The sequence below is a fragment of the Bacteroides difficilis genome, assembly GCF_048319815.1.
In the GTDB taxonomy this organism is placed as follows: Bacteria; Bacteroidota; Bacteroidia; order Bacteroidales; family Bacteroidaceae; genus Bacteroides; species Bacteroides zhangwenhongii.
The window spans coordinates 1,257,312-1,279,216 of record NZ_CP182814.1; the positions used below are offsets into that span (position 1 = coordinate 1,257,312).

At 41.3% G+C, this 21,905-nt stretch carries 15 protein-coding genes; 13 read left to right on the plus strand and 2 right to left on the minus strand.

Annotation, left to right across the window (positions count from 1 at the left end; genetic code table 11):
• The first annotated feature begins 12 nt into the window (after positions 1–12).
• From ACNOGP_RS04635 to cysK, 13 genes are all read left to right on the plus strand, one after another.
• Positions 13–3,105, plus strand: coding sequence for a SusC/RagA family TonB-linked outer membrane protein (locus ACNOGP_RS04635; protein WP_418214194.1), 3,093 nt, complete (start codon positions 13–15; stop codon positions 3,103–3,105).
• 11 nt (positions 3,106–3,116) lie between these two features.
• Positions 3,117–4,838: a RagB/SusD family nutrient uptake outer membrane protein gene (locus ACNOGP_RS04640; protein WP_074556604.1), complete on the plus strand. Its 1,722-nt coding sequence runs from the start codon at positions 3,117–3,119 to the stop codon at positions 4,836–4,838.
• Between the two features lie 46 nt (positions 4,839–4,884).
• Positions 4,885–5,196, plus strand: coding sequence for an L-rhamnose mutarotase (rhaM, locus tag ACNOGP_RS04645; RefSeq protein ID WP_074635802.1), 312 nt, complete (start codon positions 4,885–4,887; stop codon positions 5,194–5,196).
• 27 nt (positions 5,197–5,223) lie between these two features.
• A complete protein-coding gene (locus ACNOGP_RS04650; RefSeq protein ID WP_418214195.1) occupies positions 5,224–6,708 on the plus strand; it encodes an alginate lyase family protein in 1,485 nt (494 codons plus the stop codon).
• A 17-nt stretch (positions 6,709–6,725) separates the two neighbouring features.
• The gene (locus ACNOGP_RS04655) at positions 6,726–7,967 is read left to right on the plus strand and encodes a BACON domain-containing protein (protein ID WP_418214196.1); all 1,242 of its coding nucleotides are present in this window, start codon (positions 6,726–6,728) and stop codon (positions 7,965–7,967) included.
• Positions 7,968–8,038: 71 nt separating this feature from the next.
• The gene (locus tag ACNOGP_RS04660; protein ID WP_418214197.1) at positions 8,039–9,472 is read left to right on the plus strand and encodes a sialate O-acetylesterase; all 1,434 of its coding nucleotides are present in this window, start codon (positions 8,039–8,041) and stop codon (positions 9,470–9,472) included.
• 343 nt (positions 9,473–9,815) lie between these two features.
• On the plus strand, positions 9,816–11,138 hold the full coding sequence (locus ACNOGP_RS04665) for an ATP-binding protein (protein ID WP_418214198.1): 1,323 nt from the start codon (positions 9,816–9,818) through the stop codon (positions 11,136–11,138).
• 903 nt (positions 11,139–12,041) lie between these two features.
• Positions 12,042–12,617, plus strand: coding sequence for a restriction endonuclease subunit S (locus ACNOGP_RS04670; protein ID WP_186966138.1), 576 nt, complete (start codon positions 12,042–12,044; stop codon positions 12,615–12,617).
• A gap of 8 nt (positions 12,618–12,625) precedes the next feature.
• Entirely contained in the window at positions 12,626–14,098 is a 1,473-nt protein-coding gene (locus ACNOGP_RS04675) for an N-6 DNA methylase (protein WP_418214199.1), read from the plus strand.
• Between the two features lie 109 nt (positions 14,099–14,207).
• A complete protein-coding gene (locus ACNOGP_RS04680) occupies positions 14,208–14,615 on the plus strand; it encodes a hypothetical protein (RefSeq protein ID WP_418214200.1) in 408 nt (135 codons plus the stop codon).
• Between the two features lie 200 nt (positions 14,616–14,815).
• A complete protein-coding gene (locus ACNOGP_RS04685) occupies positions 14,816–15,616 on the plus strand; it encodes an alpha/beta hydrolase (protein ID WP_418214201.1) in 801 nt (266 codons plus the stop codon).
• Positions 15,617–15,645: 29 nt separating this feature from the next.
• Entirely contained in the window at positions 15,646–15,987 is a 342-nt protein-coding gene (locus tag ACNOGP_RS04690) for a cupin domain-containing protein (RefSeq protein WP_418214202.1), read from the plus strand.
• Between the two features lie 122 nt (positions 15,988–16,109).
• Positions 16,110–17,057: a cysteine synthase A gene (gene cysK / locus ACNOGP_RS04695; protein WP_418214203.1), complete on the plus strand. Its 948-nt coding sequence runs from the start codon at positions 16,110–16,112 to the stop codon at positions 17,055–17,057.
• 87 nt (positions 17,058–17,144) lie between these two features.
• Here the strand turns inward: cysK and ACNOGP_RS04700 are convergent, their stop codons facing one another.
• Positions 17,145–19,547 (minus strand): glycoside hydrolase family 3 N-terminal domain-containing protein, encoded by a 2,403-nt coding sequence (locus ACNOGP_RS04700; RefSeq protein WP_418214204.1) that lies wholly within the window; start codon positions 19,545–19,547, stop codon positions 17,145–17,147.
• A gap of 7 nt (positions 19,548–19,554) precedes the next feature.
• Positions 19,555–21,867, minus strand: coding sequence for a glycoside hydrolase family 3 N-terminal domain-containing protein (locus tag ACNOGP_RS04705; protein WP_418214205.1), 2,313 nt, complete (start codon positions 21,865–21,867; stop codon positions 19,555–19,557).
• Positions 21,868–21,905: the final 38 nt, after the last annotated feature.

Consider the following 21,905-nt stretch of genomic DNA (forward strand, 5'->3'; position numbering starts at 1 on the left):
TAATTAATATCTATGAAACAGAGAAACATCAGTAAAGGAATATATTCATTATACGTGATTATGTTCATGCTCATGATCCCGATAGGAGATCTGTGGGCTCAAGATCCGTTAAATATAAGCGGCAAAGTCGTAGATGTGAACAATGAGCCCCTGATTGGAGCTACCGTTCAGGTAAAAGGGAAACAAACGGGGACTATCACTAATATAGAGGGGCGGTTTTCTTTCAAGGTTCAGGCAAAAGATATACTTGTCATCTCTTATATGGGATATGCTTCTCAGGAAATGATTGCATCAAAGGCTAATGGAGCGACTATTACTCTGGTTGAGGATGGAAAAACACTGGAAGAAGTGGTGGTAGTAGGATACGCCACCCAGAAAAAAGTGAATCTGACAGGTTCGGTATCTACGGTGAATCTGGCAGAACAGGCCGAAAGCCGCCCGATGACCAGTCTTTCAACCGGATTGGCAGGATTAAGTTCGGGACTGTATGTCAATCAGGGATCAGCCCGTCCTAATAACGATGGAGCTACCTTGCTTATCAGGGGACAGGGAACTCTGAATAATTCTTCGCCATTGATTATTATTGATGGGGCAGAAGGAAATATAAATGAGGTTAACCCACAGGATGTAGAATCAGTATCTGTACTGAAAGATGCGTCATCTTCTGCTATCTATGGTTCAAGAGCCGCCAATGGAGTCATCCTGATAACGACCAAGAAAGGCTCGGAAGGCAAAGCGTCGATTTCCTATAATGGGTATGTTTCTTTCCAGAAACCTTCGAATACAATCGAAACTGTATACAACTATGCCGATTATATGGAGTATTATAACGAAGCGGCTTATAATGTTGACCCGACAGCAATGCCGGTATATTCGGAACGGAAAATAGCGGAATGGAGAGTTCACCCCAATGAACCTTACTTGTATCCGAATACAAAGTGGGAGGATGAAGTTTTTTCAACAGGGGTGTCTACTAATCATAATTTATCATTCTCTGTCGGAAACCAGAAACTGAAAGCATTTGGTTCTGTGGCTTATCTGAACAATCCGGGTATTGTGGAGAATTCGGCTTATGAAAGATTCACTGCCCGTCTGAATGTGAATGCCGAACTAAAGCCTTGGATTACAATGGGGATGAATATCAGCGGTCTGAAATCAAATGCCGAGATGGGTTCCAAATACATGAGTTCGCTTTTTAGTAATATCTCCAGCCCCGGTATTGTCTACCGGCATCCGGATGGCAGGTATGGATCTGCCGAGAATCCGGAGGAAAATCAGCAGGTACAAAGTCCTCTCTATCACCTGAATATGTATCAGGGAGATATTGAAGTTAATAATCTCACTTCCCGTTTCTGGGCGAATATAAAGGTTTTCAAAGGTTTAAATATAGAGGCGTCTTACACGTATCGCCGTAATAATCTGCAAGAGGAAGAGACTCCAGTTTATGCTGACCGTTGGAGTTTTCAATCCAACACAATAACCCAGACGGCAGCCGGTAGAACGTTTGTAAGAAATAAAAATTGGACTAATACGCATCATGTAGCTGATGTGGTAGCTCGCTATCAGAAGACATTTTTTGATAGGTTGGATGTAGGCATATTGACGGGAGCCAGTCAGGAAAAGGATAATGTAAAATGGTTTGAGGCGAAGAGATACGATCTTCTTGCAGATAATTTGTCGGTCATTAATGGTGCCACCGGGGATTCTGAAACAAGTGGGGCTGCCACAGACTGGGTGATGCGTTCTTATTTCGGACGAATAAATCTGTCATGGGCGGACAAATATCTGTTTGAAGGGAATATTCGTCGGGACGGTTCTTCCCGCTTCCATAAAGATCACCGGTGGGGGACGTTCCCTTCCTTCTCCTTGGGATGGCGTATGTCGGAAGAAAACTTTATGAATTCAATTAAATGGCTGGATATGTTGAAGTTGAGGCTTTCATGGGGTGCATTGGGTAATAATGCGGTAGATAATTATGAATACCAGTCTGTGTACAATAAAGATAATTATGTCTTAGGAAACTCTGTTGTGCCGGGGTTGGCACAGATACAGTTAGCTAATGCGTTGGTTTCATGGGAAACGACCTATGTCACCAATATCGGACTTGACTTCAGTCTTTTTGGCTCAAAGTTGGATGGAACAATAGAACTTTTTAATAAGGATACGCATGATATTCTTATCGATCTACCGGCACCATTGCTTGTTGGTAATGCGTCTATCCCTACTCAAAATGCAGCAAGAGTGCGGAATAGAGGTATGGAGATGAATCTGAAGTGGAATCATAGGATTGGTAAAGTAAACTATTTTGTGGGTGGTAATTTTACTTTCATAGATAATGAAGTAACCCGGTTTAAAGGAGAGGAAAGATCGATTTCGGGGACGAACATGATTCAGGAAGGCTATCCTATCAATATTCAATATGTATTGGCGGTAGACCGGATTCTTCAAACGGACGAAGATATGTTGTTTGTTGAAAAGATGATTAAAGACGCACCGGTCGATCCTGCTACCGGACAACGTGTTAACCCGTTTGCTTCTTATGGAACTCCGAAGAAAGGCGATTTCTTATATAAAGATTTGAATGGTGACGGTGTCATCGACGATAATGATAAATATGCAGTAGGGCATGGACTTGCTCCCCGTCTGACGTATGGCTTCTCCTTAGGGGCAGAATGGAATGGATTCGACTTCTCTTGTTTGTTCCAGGGAAATGCCGGTTTGCAGGTATATTGGCAAGATAAATTCTATATGGGATATATTAATTATGGAGATGTAATCAACAAAGAAATAGCCGAAGGTGCCTGGCGGGAAGGGCGTACAAATGCGACTTATCCCAGATTACTGACCGGGTTGAATACGTTAAATGCCCAGCCGAGTGATTTTTGGGTTCAGAATAAGTCATATTTGCGATTAAAGAATGTTCAGATAGGGTACAAGATTCCTAAGAAACTTCTTCAAAAGCTGGATATATCCCAACTTCGACTATACACAAGTTTGGAGAATATGCTAACTTTTACTTCCTATAAAGGGATTGATCCGGAGATAAGTGGTACAACTTATCCGACGATGAAGCAGATAACGGTACGTGTGAATGTAGTCTTTTAAAAAATATGATTATGAAAACAGTCAATTATATTATGGTAGCGGTTGCCGTGACACTGGGATTCAGCAGCTGTTATGATCTGGATGTGGCTCCGTATGATAAGGTCGCTCAAAATAACTATTGGAAAACGGAAGCCGATGCCAAATCGGGAGTTATGGGGGTATATGCCCAACTGAAGGATTATGGTGCTTATGGCTATATGCCTCTTTTCGACACTTACTCGGATATAGGTCACGGACCGGGCGGACCTGTTGAACAGGGCACATATAACGGTGCGTATGATTTCCTGGTGCAAAATTGGCGGGACACTTATGATGGTGTGCAGCGTGCCAATACCGTTATTAAGAATGTATCGGGTATGTCAATTGACGACCAGGTGAAAAATAACGTCTTGGGAGAAGCTCATTTTCTGCGGGCTTTGTATTATTTCCATTTAGCTGATTTTTTTGGCGGAGTACCTATCTATGATGAGAGTTGGGAAGTCTCCGAATCTTTCAATGAAATGTTGCTGCCTCGTAATTCAAGAGAGGAGGTTTGGAATTTCATTATTAAAGATCTGACTTTTGCTATTGCAAACCTTCCTCTCAAATGGGCGGTCTCCGACTATGGAAGGGCGACAAAGGGAGCGGCTTATGCATTACGTGGAAAAGCATATCTTTATACAAAGAATTGGTCTGAAGCGATTGCCGATTTTGAGGAAATTGTATATAACAAAACCAATCAGTATGGTTATCAATTGTATCCGGATTATCTGACTTTGTTCACTTCGGCAGGACCGGTTCCTAATGATAATGAAACGGTATTTGCCATTCAAAATAAAGGTACTACTGACAATTTGTATGGTATGCCGCTTTGTACTTTGTATGGAACACGCGGCTCTTATGGCGGTGGTCGTGCTACTTGTATGCCGTCGGTAACTTTGGCGGATATGTATGAAGAGAAGGATGGACAGAAGTTTAACTGGAATAATTATATTCCCGGATATAATGAAAGTGATGCAGTGAAGAAAAAAGCGTTTCAGGCAACCTTGAATTCGACCAAACAGAAATTGGAAACAATCCCTGATACCACTCTGTTAGGTGAGATTTACAGAGGAAGAGATCCGAGAATGATGCAGTCATTGATTGTTCCTTACTCTTATTATAATGGCTATATAGTGGGAACAGGGGCTAAAAAGCAATTGTATGCGATTGCGGCAGGTACTACGGTGGCCAATGGTTTTATTCAGAATGACAGAGGCTGGAATGTGTATTTTTACCGGAAGTTTGTTCCGATTGAAGATATGGGTGGTGCTATCACCAATCGTAATTACACTCCTATCAACTTCCCTATCATTCGTTTTGCAGATGTATTATTGATGCTGGCTGAAGCTTATAATGAAGATAACCAATTGGACAAGGCTGTCGCTGAACTGAATAAGGTAAGAAAAAGACAGTCAACGAATATGCCGGCATTAAATAGCGGACCGGTCTGGTTACAGGTTTCAGATAAAGAGGATATGTTCGAGCGTATTATGCACGAGCGGGCTGTGGAACTTGTTGGTGAAGGACATCGTTTCAGTGATTTAAGACGTTGGGGGTTGGCTGTGCAATATCTGAATAATCGTCAGGAGAAAGACTTTACCGGAGAAATTCGCTTTACCCGTAAGTTTACGGAAAGAGATTATCTGTGGCCCATCCCAAGTGAAGAAATTCAGCGGAATCCGGCTCTGAAACCTAATAATCCGGGATGGTAACTTGTCCGTTTTTTGTATGTACTTAGTAAACAAATGGAGGTAAACAATGAAAAGAGAAGCTTTTAAAATGTATTTGAAACCCGGTTTTGAAAAAGAATATCAAAAGCGGCATAGCGAAATATGGCCTGAACTGGTAAAGCTTTTGAAGGCGAACGGAGTGTCCGATTATTCTATATTCTGGGATCAGGAAACGAATGTATTGTATGCTGTGCAGAAGAATGATGGTGCAGGTTCGCAAGATATGGGCGATAATGAAATCGTGAAAAAATGGTGGGACTATATGGCGGATATCATGGCAGTTAATCCGGATAATTCACCTGTCAGTATTCCATTGGAAGAAGTTTTTTATATGGAATAAGAACGTTAACTATTAAACGAAAATAATATGAATTTAGGATATAAACATTCGATCATCCTGACTTTGCTGTTGTTAGCACAGATGCTTATGGCGTGTAATGATAACGCGAAGAATACGGAAATAGCTTTAGTTTCAGATGATGCCGTTAGTATTGGATATGGTGGCGGGGAAGAACTGATTAAGTTCATTTGCTATGATAACTGGACAATTTCATCAGATGTGTCGTGGATAACATTTGGGGGGCCGACAGAGGGTAGCGGCAATGCAATTATAAAGATTCATATAGAGAAAAATACATCTGGAGGGGATCGTACGGGAAAGCTCTCTATTACTTGTGGAGGTAACATAAAGATAATAGAAATCAGACAATCTATAAAAACGATTGATATAGAACATAAACATCCTTCTATCCTTTATACCAAAGAGGAATTGTTGAATATAAAACAAATGGTTGAAGGCAACAGTTCGGCAAGTATAACAACGACCTACAACAATCTGATGAAGCGCTGTAACAATGCACTGACTTATACGGCGACTCCTTATACGGGACAAGATCCTACAAAGTTTATTGAAGAGAGTTATGTTCCCGGATCAAACTCCCGCGATCTGGCTTTGGCATACTGGTTTACAGGGGATAAAAAATATGCCCGGAAATCAATTGAAATAATAGAGGCTTGGGCGAAAGCGTGTAAAGACATTAGTTATGTGGCTGATGCGGGCAGTGCGATGTATCTTACCAGAGGTATGTATCCAATGGTTTGTGCTTATGATATGCTGATTTCGGAGAATATCATGAGTGATGAGACAAAGAAGAATATAACAGATTGGTTCCAGGTGCTATATAGGGAAGGGATGATTAGTATCAATTTGTGGGAAGATAACGATTACTTTAATAAGCAATATTACCAGAATCATCTTGTAGCCCATTCAATGGGAATACTGATGCTCGGACTGGTTACAGATGATGATGAATTGGTTCAGTTCGCTATTGATTCTCCTGCAAACCCAAGGGATGTAAAAGAACTGTTAAGCGGCTGTATATTGATGGATGGCGATACTCCGTGCTCAAGAGAAAAAGCAGGTTCGGCTCCTCCTGTGAAGGGGGAAATTTATGATCGTTACCGTCACGACACAGGGCCATTAAAGGGATTGCAATATACGCATCTCACACTCACATTATTGTCTACAACTGCTCGTATGTGCTATAATAACGGGTTGGATTTGTTTGCGTATACAGCTCCGACCGGAGAGAATTTACGTTACTGTTTTGAGTATTACAGTGATTTCTACCGGTCTATGGATTCATGTATAAAGTCAGGATATTATTGTGGTGAAACGGAACGTATGACAAAAGCCGGTGATAATCCGGGTATGTATGAAATGGGGTTGCGATATTATCCGGATAGCGAACCTATCAGGCAATTGATAAACTCGGGTACATTCAACAGAGAGTCGTCATATATGGACTTATTGGGATATACCCGGCTTCTTTCAGCAGAAATTAATGAATAATTCAAAAGCGATAGATTATGAGAAAATATATTTCAGACCATTGGATAAAGTCATTTATGATAATGATAGGCATCGGGCTATTCGGAGTGTCTGCCGGAGTTTTGCAATCATGTGACGATGATGATGAAATACAGAACAAACCGACTCTTTATATCATAACGGAAGATATTGAAGCTCTTAGCACTTATGGGGGAACTATACCGATAGAATTCCTTTGTAATTTGGACTGGCAGGTATCAACAGATGCCGCTTGGATTACTTTGGATGCTAAGGCAGGCAGTCAGAGTGCTACCATAAATGCAAAGGTTACTAAAAATGATGAAGGGGTGGACAGAATGGGTGTGATTAAGATAGTGGCCGGTGAATTGGAAAAAAGATTGAATATTCATCAGAAATATAGAGATACTTCTACGCCACAGTTAAGCATCACTACCAAAAGTCCTATCAAACTGGATTTTGAGGGTGGAAGAAACTCTATATCTTTCGTTTGTAATGTCGGTTGGGAGGCTTCAACCGATGTAGAGTGGATTAGTTTTACCAGCGAAACCGCGGGCTTGGAGGATGGAACCTTGAATTTTGTAGTGGAAAAGAATGGGGGTGATGTGATCCGGGAAGGAAAGATTACTATTACTGCTCAGGGTATCACTAAAAGTGTAGATATTGTTCAGCAAACTGAAGCAATGGGGGGAGTGAACTTATTGGATACTCCTGAAGAAGATTACAGCTTTGAGAGAATTACTACCAACAAATATTGGCCGGCTCTTGGAGAATGGGGTGGATCGGATAGTCAGGGGATTGGTAAATTCGGAGCAAGTGCCACTGCCGTCCGGGTTGCTGCAAACTCGCCTATACCTCATACCGGATCATCTTATTTATTCGTACGTATGCGTGAGAACGAAACTGCCAATTCTTTAGACTGGTTATGGAGAAAGGTGAAAGGGTTGACTCCAGGCAAGTCTTATACATTTTCCTTCTGGTTCAAGACTCCTTCAGCGGCGGAAATGCCTCAGCCGGGAAATATCAGGCTTGGTGCGGTGATTAATGAAACGGACATACCGACATTATCCAATCCATTGGCTCCGGAAGTTACTTTTGGATTTGTTGCGGCTTCCGATGGCGTTTTAAGCAGTTCTGATGAGCATAAGAAAGTTTCTTATACTTTCATTATGCCTGCTGATAAGACAGATGTATATATTGTTTGGAGAAGAAATGGAAATCAACAGCCGTTCCTTGACGATATGAGTTTGGTAATGAATTAACGGATATGAACGAATCTTGGCCCAGGGGTACAATTTTAATGTAATCCTGGGCCAAACTTTATATGAACAATATGAAAAAGCTTCTAAGTATTTTGATTTTATGCTTCTGTTTTTCATCTTTTATACAGGGAAAGATTAAATTACCTGCTATGATGGGAGATCATATGATACTCCAGCAAAATAGTAGCGTTAAACTGTGGGGATGGGCGGATAATAAGAAAGTTACTGTTACTACCTCCTGGAATAATCAGACTTATCAGGTACTAACGGATAAGAACGGAGCCTGGTTGGTTAAGGTGAATACTCCTGGGGCAAGCTATACTCCTTATTTCATTACAATTAGTGATGGAGAGGAGGTTATCCTTTCAGATATATTGATAGGGGAGGTTTGGATTTGTTCCGGTCAATCTAATATGGATATGCGTATGATGGGAAATACGGGACAGCCTATTGATCGTTCATTGGAGACAATTCTGCATGCTGGTAATTATCGTAACCGTATCCGCTTTATTGCTGTTTCAAGAACGAAAGATGTACAGCAACGAACTGATTTTGAAGGGAGAAAATGGGAGGTATCGGCACCGGAAGCGGTCATGACTTGTAGTGCGGTTGCTTATTTCTTTGCAAAACAAGTCACAGAAGTGCTCGATATTCCGGTAGGGCTGGTTATTAGTAGCTGGGGAGGTTCCCGGATAGAATCATGGATGAATGAGAAAACATTAGCTTCTATTGATGGAGTAGACATAGAGGCTGCCAGAAGTTCGAAATTAAAAATGCATCATCGCTTGGAGTGCATGTACGATACCATGTTGTGGCCTGTGAGGAACTTTACCGCACGTGGTTTCCTTTGGTATCAAGGGGAGTCGAATATCTTCAACTATTACTGTTATGCTCCGATGATGACTGCTATGGTTCAGTTATGGAGAGAGGTTTGGGAAGCACCGGATATGCCTTTTTATTATGTCCAGATTGCTCCTCATAAGTATAAAGATAGTCAGGATACGGATGCAGCTTTATTAAGAGAAGCGCAGACAAAAGCTCTTGAAGCGATACCCAATTCCGGTATGGTTTCTACTACCGACATTGGTGATGAGTTTTGTATTCATCCACCTCAAAAAGACATAGTAGGGCTTCGTTTGGCTACTCTGGCTTTAACTAAAACATATAACATTTGTAGACTTCCACCTACTGGGCCGACGATGACGAAAGTCGATTACTTAGAGGGTAAGGCAATTGTCACTTTTGATAATGCTTCTGCCGGATTAACGCCGGCATTCTGTAACTTGGAAGGATTTGAGATTGCAGGAGCTGATAAGAAATTTTATCCGGCTCAAGCACAAATTGTAGATCGTACACCCACAGTGAGAGTTTGGAGTGAACAAGTCAATCAACCGATAGCTGTGCGGTATGCTTTTCGTAACTATGTAGGAAATGTCTTACTGCGTAATACTTTTGGATTGGCTGCATTTCCTTTTCGGACGGATGCGTGGGATGATGTGAAATAAAGGAGATGTTTTTCTATATGCACGAAAAGGAACAGTCTCACCAATCGCGATCTGTTCCTCTTTTTACTACAGCAAACATTCTTTGTGTCAATTTGTATTTAATAGCATTCATGACAATCTCGAACTACTTTCCTTGTACCGTTTTCTTTTCAAAATACTCTCTAATTTCCAGGGGATGGATTCTGGCACTTCTGGCAGCCTTTTGCATCTGTTAATGCTTGGCAATTCAATTATTATTCTGAACTTCTCTTTCGTTTTATGTGGATAATGTGTATATTCGCACGAAACTCATATCAGAAATGTGATAATTTACACATTTCTGATATCAAAAATGTGATTCATTATGTTCGAAAGAGATATTATCAGGCAATTGGCAGCATGGAAAATGGACGTGAACAGGAAACCGCTCGTTATTCACGGGGCTCGTCAAGTAGGAAAGACATGGGCTTTGAAATATTTCGGGAAGGAATATTTCGAGGATGTCGCCTATTTTAGTTTGGATAAGGATGAAAGTGGGCTTTGCGATATCTTTAAAACGACCAAAGACCCTAGGCGGATTATTCAGCAATTGTCTTTCTTGCATGGAAAAAAAATCAATCCTCAAACGACTTTACTCATATTGGATGAGATTCAGGAGTGTAATGAAGCACTGAACGCACTGAAATATTTTTGTGAGGAAGCTCCCGAATATGCGGTAGCTTGTGCAGGTTCTTTATTAGGTATTTATTTGAATCATATTGGCAATTCCTTTCCGGTGGGAAAGGTGAATCACCTGTCCATGTATCCGCTTACTTTTACGGAATTTCTGAAGACAAAAGACCCGAATATGTATGAGTATCTGTGTTCTATTAAAGAAATAGCTCCTCTTCCTCAAATATTTTTCGATAAGTTGCGTGAATCATTTGTTGCCTATTCCATTTGTGGCGGTATGCCCGAACCTGCTACTCTGATGATTGACTTCAATGATATGGAAAAGGTGGATTTGGCGCTTCGGGATATCTTGAATGACTATGCATTGGATTTTGTAAAACATACTACGCCGGTATTGGCTCCCCGCATTAATTATGTATGGAATTCCCTGCCTTCACAATTGGCGAAGGAGAACCGTAAGTTTGTTTATCAGTTGGTACGTCCCGGTGCCCGTGCTCGTGAGTATGAAGATGCTATTCTGTGGCTGGAACAGGCGGGACTTATCAATAAAGTTGCATTGAGCAAATCACCCAAATTACCATTGAAAGCATATGATGATTTGAGTACATTTAAACTTTACGCATTAGATGTAGGACTGTTAAGGCAGTTGTCGGAGCTGGATGCAAGTGTTTTGTTTCTGTCTACTCCTGGGTATATGGAATATAAGGGAGCTTTGGCAGAGAATTATGTGTTGCAGAGTCTTACAGCGCAGTTCCAGGCATCTTTTCGGTATTGGACTTCCGGCAATAAGGCTGAAGTGGATTTTCTGCTTCAATACGACAATCATATCTATCCGATAGAAGTGAAAGCTGACCAGAGTATAACAGGTAAAAGTCTGATTCAGTATGAGAAGCTTTTCCAGCCTGCTTGCCGGATCCGGTATTCAATGCTGAATTTGAAACAAGATGGTAATTTGATTAATATTCCTCTGTTTTTGGCGGATAAGACAAAAGAACTATTAAAGGATAAAAGTTGAAAGAGCCTCCTGAAGGAACCAGTAGCCTTCTTAAAAAATGATGATTCTTAAAAAAGGGATATTTAATCATTGGAGAAGGACGTGAATTGCAGTTCGGTAAAGAAAAGCCGGAAAATATCCTGCATTTGTAATTACACGATTTTCTATTTCTGCTGTTTCGAAAATATACCAATCGAGTTGCGGTAGATTTTTGATTATTTTTGTTATTTGGAGAGTAGATGCCCGAATAACTAATCATTTTATTGTTTTTTCCTTTCCGATATATTATGCTAAACTAGAGAAAAAATACTTCTTAATAGTTCATTTTTATCTTCTTCACCGAGGAGCGATAGTCTCCTCGGTGAAGAATAAATCGATGCACACCGAGGAACACTTCGTTGGTTTTAAAGCAATAAGCAGTTTATGAATAGAGAAAGATGTATATTCTGTTTGCTTTTATACAATATTAGGCATCTTTCTGTATGCTCATGCATTTATTTATGCAGTTTATTTTCTGGTTCATTATTTTCTAATTAACTATTTCTCTACAGAATATTAAAAATAGAACATTGAAAGTCTATATTATCAAGTGTATAATTATTTAAAAGACATTTATTGGTGGAAGGGTGTTCGGTTCTGAATGTTCGGCTATAGACGGCGGGTGTTTATATGTGAGTATGGATGAGATGCAACTATATCTTTTCCGGTTGATATTTACTTATTCTTATATAGTAGAGTCTCTACTTTATATTGCTTCTGATAAGAAGAGATTATAAAAGTAATTTTCATTTTTTGTGTTTTTATTTTCCTTATATTGCATTTATATATCAAAAAGAGTGATATATTTGCAGTGTGATTGAACTGATAACTGAAATTTATTCTTTAACTTTTTAGAATAGCGTTTTTAAGTAGGGACTGTATTATATGAATATAAAATCAAAGGATATAAAGAGAATAAGTGATATTGCCATTATGCAATCTGGTATATATATGAAAAGCGATCCGGCAGGTGATATAAAGTATCTGCAGGTTAAGGATATTAATCCGGGGAGTAAGCCGGATTACAGTCGGATCACTACAGTGGAGGATAGAGGGATTGGTGACCAATACTGGTTACGGAAAAATGATTTATTGTTTGCGGCTAAAGGAGCCTCTAATTATTGCTTTTTGTATGATGGGTTAGTGGAAAAGATGGTAGCTTCTTCGTCATTCATTATTATACGTATTATATCAAAAGATATACTACCAGAATTTCTTTGCTGTTTTCTCAATACCCCATCTGTTCTTAATAAATTGAAAAAATCATCGGTAGGTACAGGAATTCAGGTAATTCCTCAATCGGTGCTAAGTGATCTTCAGATCGGCATACCTTCTATGCAGACACAACAGCTTATTGTACAGATGGATCAATTGAGAAGAGAGGGGGAAAGTATTTACCGTGAAATCAATGAGCTAAAACGGAGTTTGCAGGAACAGTTGTTGATGGATTCTTTAAAATGAAATATGTTATGATAGAAACTGCATATTATATAGCGAGTAAGGCGAAACAAATCTTAGGTGGAACGCTTTCTGTCAATCAGTATAAGGATTATGTACTGGCTCTGCTATTTCTAAAATCTGCAAGCGAGTACTACAAATCAAACGATTCTTTTCAATCGGATGAGAATAAACCTCTCCTCCGGTTGCTGGTGTCTGAACGTAGCTCTTTTGACTATCTCTACAAAGAACTTGGCTCGCCGGAGCTTGGTAAGTTGATCAATGTTGCTCTTTATGAATTAGAGCAAGCAAACAGCCGTGTAATTGAAGGTTATGAGATTAATAGAGCTATCAACTTCGAAAGTAATATATTAGGAGATACGAATGAGAGATTGAGTAAATTGCATGAACTTCTTCATCTTTTTCAGAAACTGACATTAACAGATGATGCCGGTAAGCTAATCGATATCGGTGTTTTATATAATCAGTTATTATACATTTTTGCCGAAGAGGCGGGTAAGAAGATAAGTAATGTTCTTACTCCTAAAGAGGTTATTGGCTTGGTGGCGGAATTGATAGGTAATAATAAAGATAATAATAGTTTGTGCGATCCGGTATCCGGCAGTGGTACTTTACTAGTTGAAGTTGGTAAAAGGGTTGGAATCAGAGGAGCTAGTATTTTCGGGCAAGAGGCAAACTGGAATCAATATGCATTGACAAAAATGAATCTGATGTTGAATGGATTCAAAGATTCCACTTTTTTTTGGGGAGATAGCCTTAGTAATCCTAAACTGACGGATGACGGCGGGTTAAAGCTGTTTGATATTGTTGCTTCTATACCACCATTTGCAGATAAGTGGGCAACAGAGGAAGCAGAGTTTGATCGTTATGGACGCTTTCAATATGGTATTCCTCCTAGAAGTCAGGCTACATGGGCATATATTAGTCACATTCTGGCAAGTTTGAAACCTAATGGGCGGGCTGTTGTCGTGGTTCCGGCGGGGGTTTTGTTTCGTACTAGTGAAAGTAAGATACGGCATCAGATTATTGAGCATAATTTGCTTGAAACGGTTATTGAGTTACCACAAAATCTGTTTTATGGTGCGGCTATTTCTACGGCTATTCTTGTTTTCAGAAAAGACAGGAAGACGACGCAGACTTTGTTTATGGATGCGCGTAAAGGATATATTTCGAATAAAGGTATTTATAAACTTTCGGATGCAATGGTCGAACAGCTTTTAAACACTTATAAGGGGTTTCTTAGTGGTGAACAGGTTTGGCAGGAAAATAGTTGCCCGGCTTATATTGCTACACAGGAGGAGGTTCGAAACAATAAGTATGATTGGCAGACTGTCAAATATGTGGAGGAGAAGATTGAAAGAGTGGAAGTTGATGTAGAAGCAACTCTGCAAAGAATTGAAAAATTAGAGAAGAGACTGGAGTTTGTCAATGAACAGTTAGAGTATTGTACACAGCAGTTAATCAGGCTAACAAATAGAAAATAGATATACCATGGGAACTATAAATTCTATAATCTGTGCTATTATCAGCGCACTATTTACTGTTTTTTTGGCACATATGTCAAGAAGAAAAACCAGAGTGACGATTTACTGTATGGAAAATACGTTATTGACACAAAGACCGAATGTTCCGGGCCTTGCAGTTTTTGTGAAGTATGAGGATATGATGCCCATTGAAAATCTTTGGAGAATATGCTATATGCTAAAAAATACAGGAAATCAGAATATTGTGGGTGAGGGAACCCAGTCATCTTTGGTGACTAAAGGGCATGGACTTCCTTTGTATACGAGAAATATAAAACAGATTATTCAAATATCCGCTACAGACAATAGTATAGCCGAGTTGAAAGATAACACCTTATATTTTAAACAATGGTTGCCGGATGAATGTATCACCATTGAAGCTTTGGTGGAAAGCGCAGGTGAGAAACCTGAATTGTACATTGATAAGCGGGATATTATTAATGCTAAAGTTATTATTAAAAACAATATCAATAAGTGATCTTTTATTTTGAAGTGGTAAATTGAATAGCGTTTGTCCAAGTTGAAACTTTACCCAATCAATAGTAAGAGTTCTTTTCTTAGTCTTTTTTTGTTTATGTTCTTGGAATAAGGTCTTATCTTTGTTCCTGTCTGAAAAAAGAATGAACTGTTTAGGTTGATAGTTAATGTAATACTGAATTATTGAAAATGAATAAAATTATGAAAAAGATTTGCTTTCTTCTCTTTTTGTTTTCTGCATGCATAGTTCAAGCACAGAACTCTTATCGTACCGACAAAGATATATCTTATGTCCCTGACTCTGAAATGGACGCTTATCGTCTGGAACGTTGTAAACTTGATATTTATTATCCCGAAAATAAGAGGGATTTTTCGACTATCGTATGGTTCCACGGTGGGGGTATGGAAGGTGGAAGTAAATTTATTCCCAAAGAACTGACAGAACAAGGGTTTGCAGTGGTGGCGGTAAATTATCGTTTAAGTCCGAAGGCGAAGAATCCTGCTTATATTGAGGATGCAGCTGAAGCTGTAGCATGGGTTTTCAAGAACATCGAGAAGTACGGTGGATGTAAGGATCGCATTTTTGTTTCCGGCCATTCTGCGGGAGGTTATCTTTCATTGATTCTGGCGATGGATAAAAAATATATGGCAACATACGGAGTAGATGCTGATAGTGTGGCTGCTTATCTTCCGGTTAGTGGCCAGACGGTGACACATTTCACTATTCGTAAGGAACGTGGTTTGCCTAACGGTATTCCGGTGGTTGATGAATATGCTCCGGTAAATAAGGCCCGCAAGGAAACAGCCCCTCTTGTATTGATAACGGGTGACAAGCATCTGGAGATGGCGGCAAGATATGAGGAAAATGCGCTGTTGGAAGCTGTCCTGAAAAGTATAGGTAATAAGAGAGTGACGTTGTATGAGATGCAGGGATTCGATCATGGTCAGGTGCTCGGTCCGGCTTGCTATCTGATTGTAGATTATGTGAAGAGGTTTAAATAATATAGTTATAAATAATAATAGATTGGAAGATGAAAACACGTAGTGATGCTTTTCAGTTTGAGAAAGAATTGGATTGGGAGAAACCAGCTCCGGGAATCCGCCGTCAGATGATGGGATATGACGGGCAATTGATGATGGTGAAGGTGGAGTTTGAGGAAGGTGCCGTTGGGGCTGTACATCAACATTATCATAGCCAGGCTACTTATGTCGCAAGCGGCAAGTTTGAACTGACCATTGGTGACCGGAAAGAAATTCTCTCTACGGGCGACGGTTATTATGTAGAACCTGATCAGCCTCATGGATGCGTTTGTCTGGAAGCAGGTGTACTGATTGATACATTTAGTCCTATGAGGGCTGACTTCCTATTGTAGTATCTGGATCGAAAGTCAGACAGATGTGGTATGAAATTACCACATCTATGGTATTTCCCCTGAACAGAATCTGCACTATCTTTGTCATATCTTAAAACAAGAAAATTTAAAAACAGATATATATGGAAAAGATTGCAAAGAAATTGACGGATCTAGTAGGTAATACTCCGTTATTGGAACTTAGTAACTATAATAAAAACAATGATTTGAAAGCCCGTTTGATTGTAAAGATTGAATCTTTTAATCCTGCGGGAAGTGTTAAGGATCGTATCGCATTGGCTATGATTGAGGATGCTGAAACAAAAGGCGTCTTACAACCCGGAGCAACGATCATTGAACCGACTAGCGGCAATACCGGTGTGGGATTGGCTTTTGTTTCAGCAGCGAAAGGCTATAAACTGATTCTGACGATGCCTGATACAATGAGTATTGAGCGACGTAATCTTCTGAAAGCCTTAGGAGCAGAATTAGTGCTGACTCCTGGTGCGGATGGTATGAAAGGGGCAATTGCCAAAGCGGAAGAATTAAAAGGTGTAACTCCGGGAGCTGTCATTTTACAACAATTTGAGAATCCTGCTAACCCCGCCATGCATTTACGAACTACCGGTCTGGAAATATGGAGAGATACCGAGGGGAAAGTCGATATCTTTGTAGCCGGTGTAGGTACTGGCGGGACAGTTAGCGGTGTAGGTGAGGCATTGAAGATGCGTGATCCGAGTATAAAGATAGTGGCAGTGGAACCATCTGATTCGCCTGTACTGTCGGGAGGAAAACCTGGTCCTCATAAGATTCAGGGAATCGGTGCAGGATTTATTCCTAAAACGTACAAAGCTTCTGTCGTAGATGAAATTATTCAGGTGCAGAATGACGATGCTATTCGTACGAGTCGTGAACTGGCCAAACAAGAAGGTTTATTGGTAGGTATATCTTCGGGAGCAGCTGTATATGTCGCTACGGAACTGGCGAAGCGACCGGAAAATGCAGGGAAGATGATCGTTGCTCTGCTTCCTGATACTGGAGAACGTTACCTGTCTACCATTTTATATGCTTTTGAGGAATATCCTTTGTAAAATACAATTGGTAGAATAAAAATGTGAGGTAACTTCCAAAGATTTAGATTATCTCACATTTTTTATATAGATATTATTCTGGATTCTTTATTGAACCTCGAAACTTCCTTTCAACCGAATATCCTCCGAAGAAGCCCCCACCATCACCGAGAAACTTCCCGGCTCTACTGTAAACTGATTATTCTTATCCCATAACCCCAAGTCTTGAGGAGTAAGTGTAAAGCTAATCGTTTGTTCTTCTCCCGGTTGTAAATGAATACGTTCGAAACCGCGTAATACTTTATCGTAGGTTGTTACACTACTAAAATCATCACGGATATAAAGCTGGACCACTTCATCTCCTGCTTTCTTTCCTGTATTTTTTACAGTGCATGAAAGAGTGATATTCTCTTGTGCCCCGATAACCGGTTTGGAGATCTTCAAGTTTGAATAATTGAAAGTTGTATAACTTAAACCATATCCGAAAGGATAAAGCACACCGGCAACACGGACTTTTCCTTTAGAATCCGAACCCGGTTTGAATGGGAAAGCGAAAGGTATCTGTCCCACAGATTTCGGGAAAGTAACAGCCAGACGTCCGCCCGGGTTATAGTCTCCGAAAAGAACTTTGGCAATGGCATCTCCCATGAATTCGCCGGGGAACCAGGCATGAATGATGGCAGGAACATATTTGTTTGCCCAATTGATAGTAGCTGCTCTTCCGTCTACCATTACCAGAACGACAGGTTTTCCTGTGGCATAAACAGCTTCCAATAATTGCTGTTGGCGCCCGCAGAGATCGAGGTTGGTACGTGAGAATTCTTCCCGAACCGTCTTCTCATTTCCACCTAATACAAGGATAGCGACATCCGAAGCCTTTGCTAATTCTACGGCTTCATTAATCATCGCTTGCTCCTGTGTGTCTAATGGAACATTGTATAGTTCACTCTCCGGGAAATACTTATCAATAATATCACAACCTTTTGCATAGCGAACTTCTGCGTTGGGCAGATATTCTTTAATTCCCTGATAGACAGTCTTTATAGATGCATTGGCCGGACCGTATCTGCAAGTTAGTTCTTTCACTTCTTCCGCATTCGGACCGATAACAGCTATTTTGCTAAAACTCTTGGATAGTGGAAGCATCTCTTTTTCATTCTTCAGAAGCACGATAGACTCTAAAGCTGCTCTCATAGATACATCCTGATGGGCGGCATTATGCACTACCACTTCCGGGCGACGGTCATCACCGGGATACGGATTATCAAAAAGCCGCATCATAAACTTGACACGGAGAATCTCACCAACACGTTGATCGAGCGTATGCAGAGAGACTTTTCCCTCACTAATAGCACGACGCAATGGAAGAATAAAATCCTGTGGCGGAGTGAAGTTCGTGCGGATATTCAATCCGGCATTTACCACTTGTGCAGCCATTTCTTCTTCGGTCGGAGTGATGCGATGTTTAGTGTGTAGAAATTCCACCGCTTCACTATCCGAAACTACATATCCCTTAAATCCCCATTGCTGACGCAGAATTTCCGTGAGGAAATGATAACTTCCGGAAACAGGCTCCCCGTCATAGTCATTGTAAGAACTCATGACACCCAGTGCACCCGCCTCCTGAATACCTTTACGGAATGGTTCCAGATACAGAGTTTTCATCTCACGCGGAGCCACGTGCGGATCGGTACGTGTACCTCCATCGCGTCCACCGACCGGAATACTATAAACGGCAAAATGCTTCGGAGTGGCAACGATTCCTTCACTTTGCAGACCAAGAATCATTTGCTTACCCAATTCGCCTACCAGATAAGGATCTTCTCCGTAACTTTCAACTACACGTCCCCAGCGAGGATCTTGTGCGATGTCCAGAATCGGAGCATAAATATTGGTATATCCGAGTGCTTTCGCCTCATCAGCAGTGACTTTCGCAATTTCCCGGATTAGTTTTTTGTTCCACGTGGCACCTTGCCCGCATTGAGCGGGAAACATGGTAGCCCGGTCGTGACATAATCCGCGTATTCCCTCATTGGTAAAATCGACCGGAATACCCAGTCGTGTCTGTTCCACAAACCAGCGCTGAACAGTGTGGCGATTCTTCACACTGTTGGCATACGGATAGGAGATTTCAGAACCGAACTTACCCAGTCCGTTGGCCTGCTCATCGATATTTCCGATACCGTCTTTCCAGATTTCTGTCGACCATCCGTCGGTAGGCCATGCATCTTTCAGTACCCGTCCCGAACCGTAGAGAGTAGCCATCTGACAGGTCTTCTCCTCCAGTGTCATTTGCGAAAGCAAATCCGCAATACGGGCTTCGATAGGCGCGGAAGGATCTTCATATACATCCTTTACACCGTTCTTGTTGAAGTCAATCCAGGTCTTTTTGTATATATCCTTTGAGTTGTTGCCGGATTTCTTACCGGCAGGTTGGTTGCTTGCCGAAACGCTGCCGGTATAAACACTTCCGGCAGACAATAACAGGGCGAGACATAGTAATTTCTTCATATCTATTTTATTTCACTGTAAGTATAATGCTTTGCAGATCGGTATCTCTTGAAGAAGCTCCCACCATAATCTTGAAAGTTCCTTTTTCCACTCCATAGTGCATATTAGCGTCATAGTAGGACAGCATTTCGGGAGTAAGAGTAAATGAAACCTCTTTCGTTTCTCCTGCTTTCAAAGGTATGCGGGCAAAGTCCTTCAACTCCTTTACAGGGCGGGTAGCAGAACTGTATTCGTCGCGGATATAGAGCTGGACCGTTTCTTCACCATCCATTTTTCCGGTATTCGTGACATCTACAGTTACTTTCACGCTTTTGTCAGGAGTGGTCGTTGCTTCAGACAGTTTGAGGTTCTCATATTTATACGTCGTATAACTCAAACCGTAACCGAACTCGTACAAAGGTAATGAATTTCCTGTTGCATACGGAAACCAATGGTTGGTAAATTTATGATTGTACATACACTGAATCTGTCCGGTGCTTCTTGGAATCGTAATCGGCAGTTTACCGCTTGGGTTCACTTTTCCGTAAAGAATTTCCGCCAAAGCCTGCCCCCCGGCTACTCCCGGCTCCCATGCTTCGATGATACACGGCATATTTTCATCTATCCATTCGGTAGTCAGCGGACGGCCGTTGACAAGGATAACGACTGTCGGAACCCCCGTAGCAGCTACAGCTTCCACCAGTTCCTGTTGACGTCCCGGCAAAGAAAGCTCGTAACGGTCGCTGTTCTCTCCACACGTCTTCTCGTTCCAATGATAGCGCATTGAGTTTTCTCCTACCACCAGAATCGCCAGATCGGAGCTGCGTGCCTGTTGCACTGCTTCCTTTATTTGATTGTCCGATAGCAAACGTACATTCCAGCCGAGATCAAGGAAATTATAATTCGTTTCGGGACTGATAGCTTTCAGACCTTTCAATACGGTAGTGACATGTTCTTCCGGCTGTTCCATTGCCCAGTCACCTAAGATAGACTGATTGTTGGCATTATGTCCGGTAACAAACACTTTCTTATATTTCGAAGCATCCAATGGCAGCATATTGCCTTCATTTTTCAACAGGACGATAGACTTCCGCGCTCCTTCCAGTGCCGTTTGCTGATGTTTCTCATTAAAGACAATTTCATCTTTCTTTTTCAGGTCGATAAACGGATTCTCGAACAATCCTAACCTGAATTTAACTTCCAGAATCTTAGAAACGGCAGCATCTATCTGCTTTTCAGGAATACTCCCTTCTTTCACACATTCGATGATAGCTTCGTAGAATTCCGGTCCATGCATGTGCATTCCCATTCCGGCATCTACACTGATCCGGTAAGCGTCTTTCAGCGTTTCGGCTACGTTGTGATAGTCGTGCATGCGCTCAATATCCATCCAGTCGCTGACAACAAAACCGTCAAACTTCCACTGATTGCGTAATACTTCCGTCATCAGATACTTATTTCCGTGACAAGGAATCCCGTTCAACTCATTATGAGCCGTCATCACTGTAAATACACCCACTTCCAGACAATCTTTGAAAGGCGGGAAAAATACCTCCTGCAACGTTCTTTCCGATAACTCGGCAGGAGCACCGTTGATTCCGTTGGCTGGCTGACTGCCACCTACAAGATGCTTTGCACACGCAATCACTTTATCGTTTCCCGTGAAATCCTTTGTCTGGAATCCGCGTACGGTAGCCGCCCCCATCTGTCCTACCAGATAGGGATCTTCGCCGAATGTTTCGCCCACACGTCCCCAGCGAGCGTCACGCGCTACTTCCACGTTCGGAGTAAACGTCCAGTGCATACCGCTGGCACGCATTTCAATAGCAGTCTCCCGCGACATCCGTTCTACCAGTGCAGGGTCAAAAGTAGCTGCCTGTCCGATAGGAGTGGGGTAAATGGTCGAACCACGATACAAACCGTTTCCATGAATGGCGTCAATGCCAATCAGGAGTGGAATCTTCAGGCGGCTTTGCTGTGCCAACGATTGCAGATAGTTGGCTTCTTCGGCCTTTACCACGTGCAGGAACGAGCTAATCAGTCCTTTTTTCGTCATCTCTTCCACATCGGAAGAATGTAGATTGGGATAGAAACCCTGCGAATGACTGTGTTTCAAGTCTTCGGCAGACATATCTTTTTCTGCTTTCTTCATGTGTTCCAATCCCACGTATTGGCACATTTGGGCAACTTTTTCCTCCAATGTCATTTGAGACATCAGGCTGGAGACACGTTCGGACACAGGCAGCGTAGGATCGGTGTAATCTTTGCTTTTATCCTGACAAGCTAATGTGGAAATGCCGATAGCACAACAAATTCCCATAGCGATGAATGTTTGTCGCATATTTCTTTTTTAATTTGAATGATTATTGTTATCTGAAT

Excerpts from the sequence above, each read along its gene's own strand:
- ACNOGP_RS04635 (WP_418214194.1), top strand. The coding sequence starts at position 13 with ATGAAACAGAGAAACATCAGTAAAGGAATATATTCATTATACGTGATT.
- cysK (WP_418214203.1), top strand. The coding sequence starts at position 16,110 with ATGGAAAAGATTGCAAAGAAATTGACGGATCTAGTAGGTAATACTCCG.
- ACNOGP_RS04670 (WP_186966138.1), top strand. The coding sequence starts at position 12,042 with ATGAATATAAAATCAAAGGATATAAAGAGAATAAGTGATATTGCCATT.
- ACNOGP_RS04640 (WP_074556604.1), top strand. The coding sequence starts at position 3,117 with ATGAAAACAGTCAATTATATTATGGTAGCGGTTGCCGTGACACTGGGA.
- ACNOGP_RS04680 (WP_418214200.1), top strand. The coding sequence starts at position 14,208 with ATGGAAAATACGTTATTGACACAAAGACCGAATGTTCCGGGCCTTGCA.
- ACNOGP_RS04665 (WP_418214198.1), top strand. The coding sequence starts at position 9,816 with ATGTTCGAAAGAGATATTATCAGGCAATTGGCAGCATGGAAAATGGAC.
- ACNOGP_RS04675 (WP_418214199.1), top strand. The coding sequence starts at position 12,626 with ATGATAGAAACTGCATATTATATAGCGAGTAAGGCGAAACAAATCTTA.
- ACNOGP_RS04655 (WP_418214196.1), top strand. The coding sequence starts at position 6,726 with ATGAGAAAATATATTTCAGACCATTGGATAAAGTCATTTATGATAATG.
- ACNOGP_RS04700 (WP_418214204.1), bottom strand. The coding sequence starts at position 19,547 with ATGAAGAAATTACTATGTCTCGCCCTGTTATTGTCTGCCGGAAGTGTT.
- rhaM (WP_074635802.1), top strand. The coding sequence starts at position 4,885 with ATGAAAAGAGAAGCTTTTAAAATGTATTTGAAACCCGGTTTTGAAAAA.
- ACNOGP_RS04690 (WP_418214202.1), top strand. The coding sequence starts at position 15,646 with ATGAAAACACGTAGTGATGCTTTTCAGTTTGAGAAAGAATTGGATTGG.
- ACNOGP_RS04685 (WP_418214201.1), top strand. The coding sequence starts at position 14,816 with ATGAAAAAGATTTGCTTTCTTCTCTTTTTGTTTTCTGCATGCATAGTT.
- ACNOGP_RS04650 (WP_418214195.1), top strand. The coding sequence starts at position 5,224 with ATGAATTTAGGATATAAACATTCGATCATCCTGACTTTGCTGTTGTTA.
- ACNOGP_RS04705 (WP_418214205.1), bottom strand. The coding sequence starts at position 21,867 with ATGCGACAAACATTCATCGCTATGGGAATTTGTTGTGCTATCGGCATT.
- ACNOGP_RS04660 (WP_418214197.1), top strand. The coding sequence starts at position 8,039 with ATGAAAAAGCTTCTAAGTATTTTGATTTTATGCTTCTGTTTTTCATCT.